Annotated in this window: 6 protein-coding genes; 3 read left to right on the top strand and 3 right to left on the bottom strand. The window is 70.4% G+C overall.

Features of this window, described 5'->3' with window-relative positions; translation table 11 throughout:
- Positions 1-55 precede the first annotated feature (55 nt).
- Positions 56-1,081 (bottom strand): ATP-dependent 6-phosphofructokinase, encoded by a 1,026-nt coding sequence (locus ACFW5B_RS32000; RefSeq protein WP_386447425.1) that lies wholly within the window; start codon positions 1,079-1,081, stop codon positions 56-58.
- 228 nt (positions 1,082-1,309) lie between these two features.
- Between ACFW5B_RS32000 and pta the strand changes: the two genes are divergently transcribed.
- From pta to pyk, 3 genes are all read left to right on the top strand, one after another.
- Positions 1,310-3,406 carry a phosphate acetyltransferase gene (gene pta / locus ACFW5B_RS31995; protein ID WP_386447422.1) on the top strand — a complete coding sequence of 699 codons (2,097 nt, stop codon included), beginning with the start codon at positions 1,310-1,312 and terminating at the stop codon, positions 3,404-3,406.
- Between the two features lie 42 nt (positions 3,407-3,448).
- Complete coding sequence (locus ACFW5B_RS31990; RefSeq protein ID WP_386447419.1) at positions 3,449-4,660, top strand: acetate kinase; 1,212 nt, start codon at positions 3,449-3,451, stop codon at positions 4,658-4,660.
- Positions 4,661-4,721: 61 nt separating this feature from the next.
- Positions 4,722-6,149 carry a pyruvate kinase gene (gene pyk, locus ACFW5B_RS31985; protein WP_386447416.1) on the top strand — a complete coding sequence of 476 codons (1,428 nt, stop codon included), beginning with the start codon at positions 4,722-4,724 and terminating at the stop codon, positions 6,147-6,149.
- A gap of 96 nt (positions 6,150-6,245) precedes the next feature.
- On the opposite strand, the gene ACFW5B_RS31980 is transcribed toward pyk, so the two are convergent.
- Together ACFW5B_RS31980 and ACFW5B_RS31975 are read right to left on the bottom strand one after the other, a co-directional pair.
- On the bottom strand, positions 6,246-7,535 hold the full coding sequence (locus tag ACFW5B_RS31980) for a hypothetical protein (RefSeq protein ID WP_386447413.1): 1,290 nt from the start codon (positions 7,533-7,535) through the stop codon (positions 6,246-6,248).
- Positions 7,525-8,091: a DUF6114 domain-containing protein gene (locus ACFW5B_RS31975; protein WP_386447410.1), complete on the bottom strand. Its 567-nt coding sequence runs from the start codon at positions 8,089-8,091 to the stop codon at positions 7,525-7,527. The genes ACFW5B_RS31980 and ACFW5B_RS31975 overlap by 11 nt, the downstream gene beginning before the upstream one ends.
- Between the last annotated feature and the right edge of the window lies 1 nt (position 8,092).

Here is an 8,092-nt window from a genome sequence, read left to right as displayed (position 1 = left end):
GCCCTCAACCGAGGGCAGGCGCGCCGCCGTTGGTGTTTCCGGCGAGCGGCGGGGCTCAGAAGACCGACTCGGCCTCGTCCATCCGCCACGCGGGCACCGTCTTGAGCTCGGTGACCGCCTCGTGCAGCGGCACCATGGTGATGTCGGTGCCGCGCAGCGCGGTCATCCGGCCGAAGTCGCCGCGGTGGGCGGCCTCGACGGCGTGCCAGCCGAAGCGGGTGGCGAGCACCCGGTCGTACGCGGTGGGGGTACCGCCGCGCTGCACATGGCCGAGGATGACCGGGCGGGCCTCCTTGCCGAGGCGCTTCTCCAGTTCGGCGGCGAGCGCGGTGCCGATACCGGAGAACCGCTCGTGGCCGTACTGGTCGATGGCGCCCTTCTTGTAGTCCATGGTGCCGGGGGCCGGGTGGGCACCCTCGGCGACACAGACCACGGCGAACTTCTTGCCCCGGGCGAACCGCTCCTCGACCATCGTGACCAGGTCGTTGACGTCGAACTCGCGCTCCGGCAGGCAGATGCCGTGGGCGCCGCCGGCCATCCCGGACTCCAGCGCGATCCAGCCCGCGTGCCGTCCCATCACCTCGACGACCATGACCCGCTGGTGCGACTCCGCGGTGGTCTTCAGGCGGTCGATGGCCTCCGTCGCGACGCCGACGGCGGTGTCGAAGCCGAAGGTGCGGTCGGTGGAGGAGATGTCGTTGTCGATGGTCTTGGGGACGCCGACGACCGGCATCCCGGCGTCCGCCAGCATCCGCGCGGCGGTGAGCGTGCCCTCGCCGCCGATCGGGATCAGGACATCGATGCCGTAGTCCTTGGAGAGGTCCTTGGACTTCTCACAGGCCTCGCGGAGCCGGTTGCGCTCCAGCCGGGACGAGCCGAGGATCGTGCCGCCGCGGGCGAGGATGCCGCTGACCGCGTCGAGGTCGAGCTTGCGGAAGCGCCCTTCGAGCAGGCCCTTGAAGCCGTCCTCGAAACCGATGACCTCGTCGTCGTGCCCGGTCAGGGCACGGTGGACAACAGACCGGATCACAGCGTTGAGGCCGGGACAGTCGCCGCCTGCGGTGAGGACTCCGATACGCATCGTGCTGTGTCTCCTGTGCTCGTTGGTTCGTGTGAGCCGGTCCGATTGTTTCACGGGCCGACCGGCCCTCCCCGCACACAGACCTCACCCCTACTGTCTCCGCACGGGCTCCGCAGGGGAAACTGGGAGAGCGGCTTATCCACCGCCGCAGGTATTGTCAAGAGGGGCATGCCCACAATAACGGCTGATTTTGACCTAGCGACCAACGGAATGGATCGGAGAGCACGCGTGACGCGCAGCGTGTACGTGACCGGTATCGACCGCGGAGACGGCCGTCAGGTCGTCGAGCTGGGAGTCATGGAGCTCCTCACCCGCCATGTGGACCGGGTCGGGGTGTTCCGCCCGCTGATGCACAGCGACGGGCCCGACCGGCTCTTCGATCTGCTGCGGGCCCGTTACCGGCTCACCCAGTCCGCCGACACCGTGTACGGCCTCACCTACGACGAGGCCGCCACGCTCCAGGCCGAGCGCGGCACCGACGAGCTGGTCTCCCGGATCGTCGACCGCTTCCATGCCGTGGCCAGGGAGTACGAGTACGTGCTCGTCCTCGGCTCGGACTTCGCGGGCACCAACCTCCCGGCCGAGCTCGCCCTCAACGCCCGGCTCGCCAATGAATTCGGCGCCGCGGTGCTGACCGTCGTCGGCGGCCAGGGCCAGGAGGCCGAGTCGGTGCGCGCCGAGGCCCGCAACGCCTACCAGGCCTACCAGTCGCTGGGCTGCGACGTCGTGGCCGTGGTCGTCAACCGGGTCGCCCCCGGACACCGGGAGGCCATCGTCGACCGGCTGTCCGCCCGGCTCCCGGTGCCCTGTTACGCACTCCCCGAGGACGGCTCGCTCTCCGCGCCGACCGTCGGCCAGATCGTGCACACCCTCGGCGCCGAGGTGCTGCTCGGCGACGACTCCGGGCTCGCCCGGGACGCCCGGGACTTCGTCTTCGGCGGCGCCATGCTGCCGACCTTCCTCAAGGCCCTGACGCCCGGCTGCCTCGTGGTCACCCCCGGGGACCGGGCCGACCTGGTCATCGGCTCGCTCGCCGCGCACAGCGCCGGCGCCCCGCCGATCGCCGGGGTGCTGCTCACCCTCGACGAGCGGCCCGGCCCGGACATCATGGCGCTGGCCGGCCGGCTCGCGCCCGGCACCCCGGTCGTGTCCGTACCGGGCGGCTCGTTTCCGACCGCGGCCGAGCTGTTCGCGATCGAGGGCAAGCTGAACGCCGCCTCCCCGCGCAAGGCGGAGACCGCGCTCGGCCTCTTCGAGCGGCATGTGGACACCGTGGAGCTGACGAACCGGATCTCCGTCGGCCGCTCCGTCCGGGTCACCCCGATGATGTTCGAGCACGAGCTGATCGAGCGCTCCCGGTCCGGCCGCCGCCGGGTCGTCCTCCCCGAGGGGAGCGAGGAGCGGGTGCTGCGCGCCGCCGATGTGCTGCTGCGCCGCGACGTCTGCGACCTGACGCTGCTGGGCGAGGAGGAGGCGATCCGCAAGCGCGCCGCCGACCTGGCCATCGACCTGGCCGGCGCCCAGATCATCGACCCGCAGACCTCCGAGCTGCGCGAGCGGTTCGCCGAGCGGTACGCCCAGCTGCGCGCCCACAAGGGCGTCAGCGTCGAGCTGGCCTTCGACGTGGTCGCGGACGTCTCCTACTTCGGCACGCTGATGGTCCAGGAAGGCCTGGCCGACGGCATGGTCTCCGGTGCGGTGCACTCCACCGCCGCCACCATCCGCCCCGCCTTCGAGGTCATCAAGACCAAGCCGAACGCCAAGATCGTCTCGTCGGTCTTCTTCATGTGCCTGGCCGACCGGGTGCTGGTCTACGGCGACTGCGCGGTCAACCCGGACCCGGACGCCGAGCAGCTGGCGGACATCGCCATCCAGTCGGCCACCACGGCCGCCCAGTTCGGCGTCGAGCCGCGGATCGCGATGCTGTCGTACTCCACCGGCACCTCCGGCTCCGGCGCGGACGTCGACAAGGTCCGCAAGGCCACCGAGATCGTCCGGGAGCTGCGGCCCGACCTGCTGGTCGAGGGGCCGATCCAGTACGACGCGGCGGTGGACGCGGCGGTCGCGCGGACCAAGCTCCCGGAGTCCGATGTCGCGGGCAAGGCCACCGTGCTGATCTTCCCGGACCTCAACACCGGCAACAACACCTACAAGGCCGTGCAGCGCTCGGCCGGTGCGGTCGCCGTCGGCCCGGTCCTGCAGGGCCTGCGCAAGCCGGTCAACGACCTCTCGCGCGGCGCGCTGGTCCAGGACATCGTCAACACCGTGGCCATCACCGCCATCCAGGCCCAGGGCGCCCAGCCCGGCGCGGCCCACACCGCCTGACCCGGCCCCACCCGTCTCCCCCACCCCACCGGAAAGCGCTCCATGACTGCCACCGCCACCCGCGTCCTCGTCCTCAACTCCGGCTCCTCCTCCGTGAAGTACCAGCTGCTCGACATGACCGACGGCACGCGGCTCGCCGTCGGTCTGGTCGAGCGGATCGGCGAGGACACCTCGCGCCTGGCCCACACCCCGCTCGCCACCGGCGGCGACAAGCGTGAGACCGAGGGCCCGATAGCCGACCACGAGGCCGCGCTGAAGGCCGTCGCCGCGGAGCTGTCCGCCGACGGTCTCGGCCTGGACTCCCCGCAACTGGCCGCGATCGGGCACCGGGTGGTGCACGGCGGGCTGAAGTTCACCGCGCCGACCGTGATCGACGACGCGGTGCTCGCGGAGATCGAGCGGCTGGTCCCGGTCGCCCCGCTGCACAACCCGGCCAACATCACCGGCATCCGCACCGCCCAGGCGCTGCGCCCCGATCTGCCACAGGTCGCGGTCTTCGACACCGCCTTCCACACCACGATGCCGGAGCACGCGGCCCGCTACGCCATCGACGTGGAGACCGCGGACGCCCACCGCATCCGCCGCTACGGCTTCCACGGCACCTCGCACGCCTATGTCTCCCGCAAGACCGCCGCGCTGCTGGGCAAGGACCCCGCCGACGTCAACGTCATCGTGCTCCATCTGGGCAACGGCGCCTCCGCCTCGGCGGTGGCCGGCGGCCGCTGTGTGGACACCTCGATGGGCCTGACGCCGCTGGAGGGCCTGGTCATGGGCACCCGCTCCGGTGACATCGACCCGGCGGTGACCTTCCACCTCAAGCGGGTCGCCGGGATGTCCGAGGACGACGTCGATGTGCTGCTCAACAAGAGGAGCGGGCTCATCGGGCTGTGCGGTGACAACGACATGCGGGAGATCCGGCGCCGGATCGACGAGGGCGACGAGCGCGCCCGGCTCGCCTTCGACATCTACATCCACCGGCTGAAGAAGTACATCGGGGCCTACACCGCGGTGCTCGGCCGGGTCGACGCGGTGGTGTTCACCGCGGGCGTCGGGGAGAACGCCGCCCCGGTGCGCGCGGCCGCCGTGGCCGGCCTGGAGGAGATGGGCCTGGCGGTGGACACCGACCTGAACGCCGTACGGTCCGGCGAGCCGCGGCTGATCTCGCCCGAGTCCGCCCGGGTCGCGGTCGCCGTCGTACCGACCGACGAGGAACTGGAGATCGCTCAGCAGACATACGCCCTGGTCAGCGCGTAGCACTCGGTGTTTTCACCTACCGATATATTCCGCTGCTAAACAAACCGATAGGATTCTGCCCATGCGCCGTTCCAAAATCGTCTGCACCCTGGGCCCCGCCGTCGACTCCTACGACCAGCTGAAGACGCTGATCGAGGCCGGCATGAACGTGGCCCGTTTCAACATGAGCCACGGGACCCAGCCGGAGCACGAGGAGCGGTACCACCGCCTCCGCAAGGCCTCCGAGGAGACCGGCCGCGCCGTCGGTGTGCTGGCCGACCTCCAGGGCCCCAAGATCCGCCTGGAGACCTTCGCCGACGGCCCCGTGGAGCTGGTGCGGGGCGACGAGTTCGTCATCACCACCGAGGACGTTCCCGGCGACAAGACCATCTGCGGAACGACCTACAAGGGCCTGCCCGGCGACGTCTCCAAGGGCGACCCGGTCCTGATCAACGACGGCAATGTCGCGCTCCAGGTCACCGAGGTCGACGGCCCGCGGGTGCGCACCATCGTCATCGAGGGCGGGGTCATCTCCGACCACAAGGGCATCAACCTGCCCGGCGCCGCGGTGAACGTCCCCGCGCTGTCCGAGAAGGACATCGAGGACCTCAAGTTCGCCCTGCGGATGGGCTGCGACATGGTCGCGCTGTCCTTCGTGCGGGACGCCAAGGACGTGCAGGACGTGCACCGCGTCATGGACGAGGTCGGCCGCCGGGTACCGGTCATCGCCAAGGTCGAGAAGCCGCAGGCGGTGGCCAACATGGAGGAGGTCGTGATGGCCTTCGACGCCGTCATGGTCGCCCGTGGTGACCTGGCGGTGGAGTACCCGCTGGAGAAGGTCCCGATGGTGCAGAAGCGGCTGATCGAGCTGTGCCGCCGGAACGCCAAGCCGGTGATCGTCGCGACCCAGATGATGGAGTCGATGATCACCAACTCCCGCCCGACCCGCGCCGAGGCGTCCGACGTCGCCAACGCCATCCTGGACGGCGCCGACGCGGTCATGCTCTCCGCGGAGTCCTCGGTGGGCCAGTACCCGATCGAGACCGTCAAGACGATGTCGAAGATCGTCGAGGCGGCCGAGGAGGAGCTGCTCTCCAAGGGCCTGCAGCCGCTGGTGCCCGGCAAGAAGCCGCGGACGCAGGGCGGCGCGGTGGCCCGTGCCGCCTGCGAGATGGCCGACTTCCTCGACGGCAAGGCGCTGGTGGCCTTCACCAAGTCCGGTGACACCGCCCGCCGGCTCTCCCGCTACCGCGCGGCCCAGCCGATCCTGGCCTTCACCACGGACGCCTCGACCCGCAACCAGCTCACGCTGAGCTGGGGCGTGGACAGCTTCGTGGTGCAGCACGTCGACAACACCGACGCGATGGTCGACCTGGTGGACGCCGAGCTGCTCAAGCTCCAGCGCTACAGCAAGGGCGACACCATGCTGATCACCGCCGGTTCGCCGCCCGGCGTCCCCGGCACCACCAACATGGTCCGGGTGCACCACCTCGGCGGCCAGCAGGCCTGACGTACCGGCGCACGAAAAGGCGGTGGGCCGCCCCTGTGGGGGTGGCCCACCGCCTTTTCTGCGGCTCCCGAACGGGTCGGTGACCCGGGGCGTTCCTCAGCCGGTCATGAACTGGTGCAGACCCGGGACGTGGAGGTTGCCGCCGAACTGGCCCGCCTGATCGATCTTCACCTTGGTGAAGTAGGCGAACGGGACGTTGAGCGGCGGCGGGTGCTCGGGGTCGAAGACGATCGGGATCAGCCCGAAGAGGTTGCCCTGCAGCCGCTCGGTGTACATCGTCACCTTGCCGCCGCGGATCGTGGACGTCGACCCCTGGGACGCCTGGACGTGGTACTTCTTCCCGGACGCCTTGTCGTCGACGGTCTGATGCAGATCACCGATGTCGACGCTGTCGGCGGTGAACTTCAGGGCCTGCTTGGTGTGGCCGTTCTGCGTCTTGACGTTGACGACGCCCTCGTAGTTCAGACCACGCAGGGTGAGCGCGCTGGACTCCAGGTGCCAGGGGTCGTCGGGCAGGGTGACGGGCGTCTGCTCGTCCTCGCCCTTCTGCTTGTTCTCGACGACGCAGGGGAACGCCTTCTTGCCGTCGGCGTCCTTGCCGTCGACGCCGCCGCCGGGCAGGGCGTTGTCCGCCGCGCCCACGGCGCCGTGGACCGTGTCGTTGACCGTCTTCGAGCCGTCCTTGACGGTGTCACCGGCCTTGTCGGCACCGTCCTTGAGTCCGTCGACGGTGTCCGTCACCGGCTTGGTGACCTTGTCCGTGGCGTCCTTCGACTCGGAGGGCGAGGGGCTCGGCGAGGCCGTCTCGGACGCGGAGGGGCTCGGCGAGGCCGACGCCTCTGCGTCCTTGTCGTCCCCGCCCAGGAGACCGCCGAGGGCATCGCCGATGCCGCCCAGCAGGCCTCCGTCGTCCTTCTTCTCCTCGGAGGCCGAGGGCGACGGGGCCGAGGTGTCCGCGGGCTCGTCGCTCTCCGCGGAGCCGGACGGCGAGGGCGCGGGTGTCTTGTCCGCTTCCTTGCCGGCCGAGGGCGAGGGCGAGGGCTCCGTGGACGGCTTGGTGTCGTCCTTGGTGTCGCCCTCGGAGTCCTTCGCGCCGTCCTTCTGCTCCACCTTGTCCGGAGCGGTGACGCACGGACCGTCCTTGAAGGGGCTCTTGGGCGGCGCCGGCTTGGCTATCGCCATCTGGGGCGTCAGGCCCATCCCCATGAGGACGGCGGACGGCATGGCGGCGATGGCGATGGCCTTGCCCGCGGGCACATGGAACCGCGACCGCAGCGGCTTCCTCGGCGCCGCGTGCCGCGGACCGTCCCCCACACCTGAACGGCGCGGGGGGACCCCCATCGCCCCGGTAGCTGCGCTCTCCTCGTGCAGCTCGTCACCCGGCACGGTGCCTCCAGTTCGTTCCGTTGGTCGGGCTCGTTCCTGACAGGTCGTCCAGCCCATTGCCCAACCCGGGACCGTCGGCAGGCGCCGGATGCGTGGCGACCACCGGTCCGGCGACCGTCTTGCGGGCCGGCTCCTCGGTGTCGTCCTCGCCCCGGGTCACCGTGCCCGGCGCCCAGGAGACACCGAGCGCCCCGCCGATCAGCCCCAGGAGGAAGCCGATCAGGAAGGCACCGAAGTTCGAGACGACCAGGGAGACCAGGGAGAGCAGAATCGCCGCCACCCCCGCGAACACCCGCGAGGCCGGCTGGAACCACATGGTCAGACCGAGCACGACCAGCAGTACGCCGATGATCAGCGAGCCGGCGCCGGCGGTGGTCGCCATGCGGACGGTCAGGGAACCGATCGTGAGGTTCGCGTAAGGGATGTACATGATCGGGATGCCGGCCAGCAGAGTCAGCAATCCGCCCCAGAACGGGCGGTGTCCGCGCCACTCCCGGAACGAAATCCGCTTCCGGCCGATGGACTCGATCAGCCGTGGTCGCGTTTCGGCGCTCATG

Source organism: Streptomyces sp. NPDC058773 (assembly GCF_042746015.1).
GTDB lineage: Bacteria > Actinomycetota > Actinomycetes > Streptomycetales > Streptomycetaceae > Streptomyces.
Note: the sequence above shows the minus strand (reverse complement) of the source record. Positions and strands in the feature narration are given on the sequence as shown.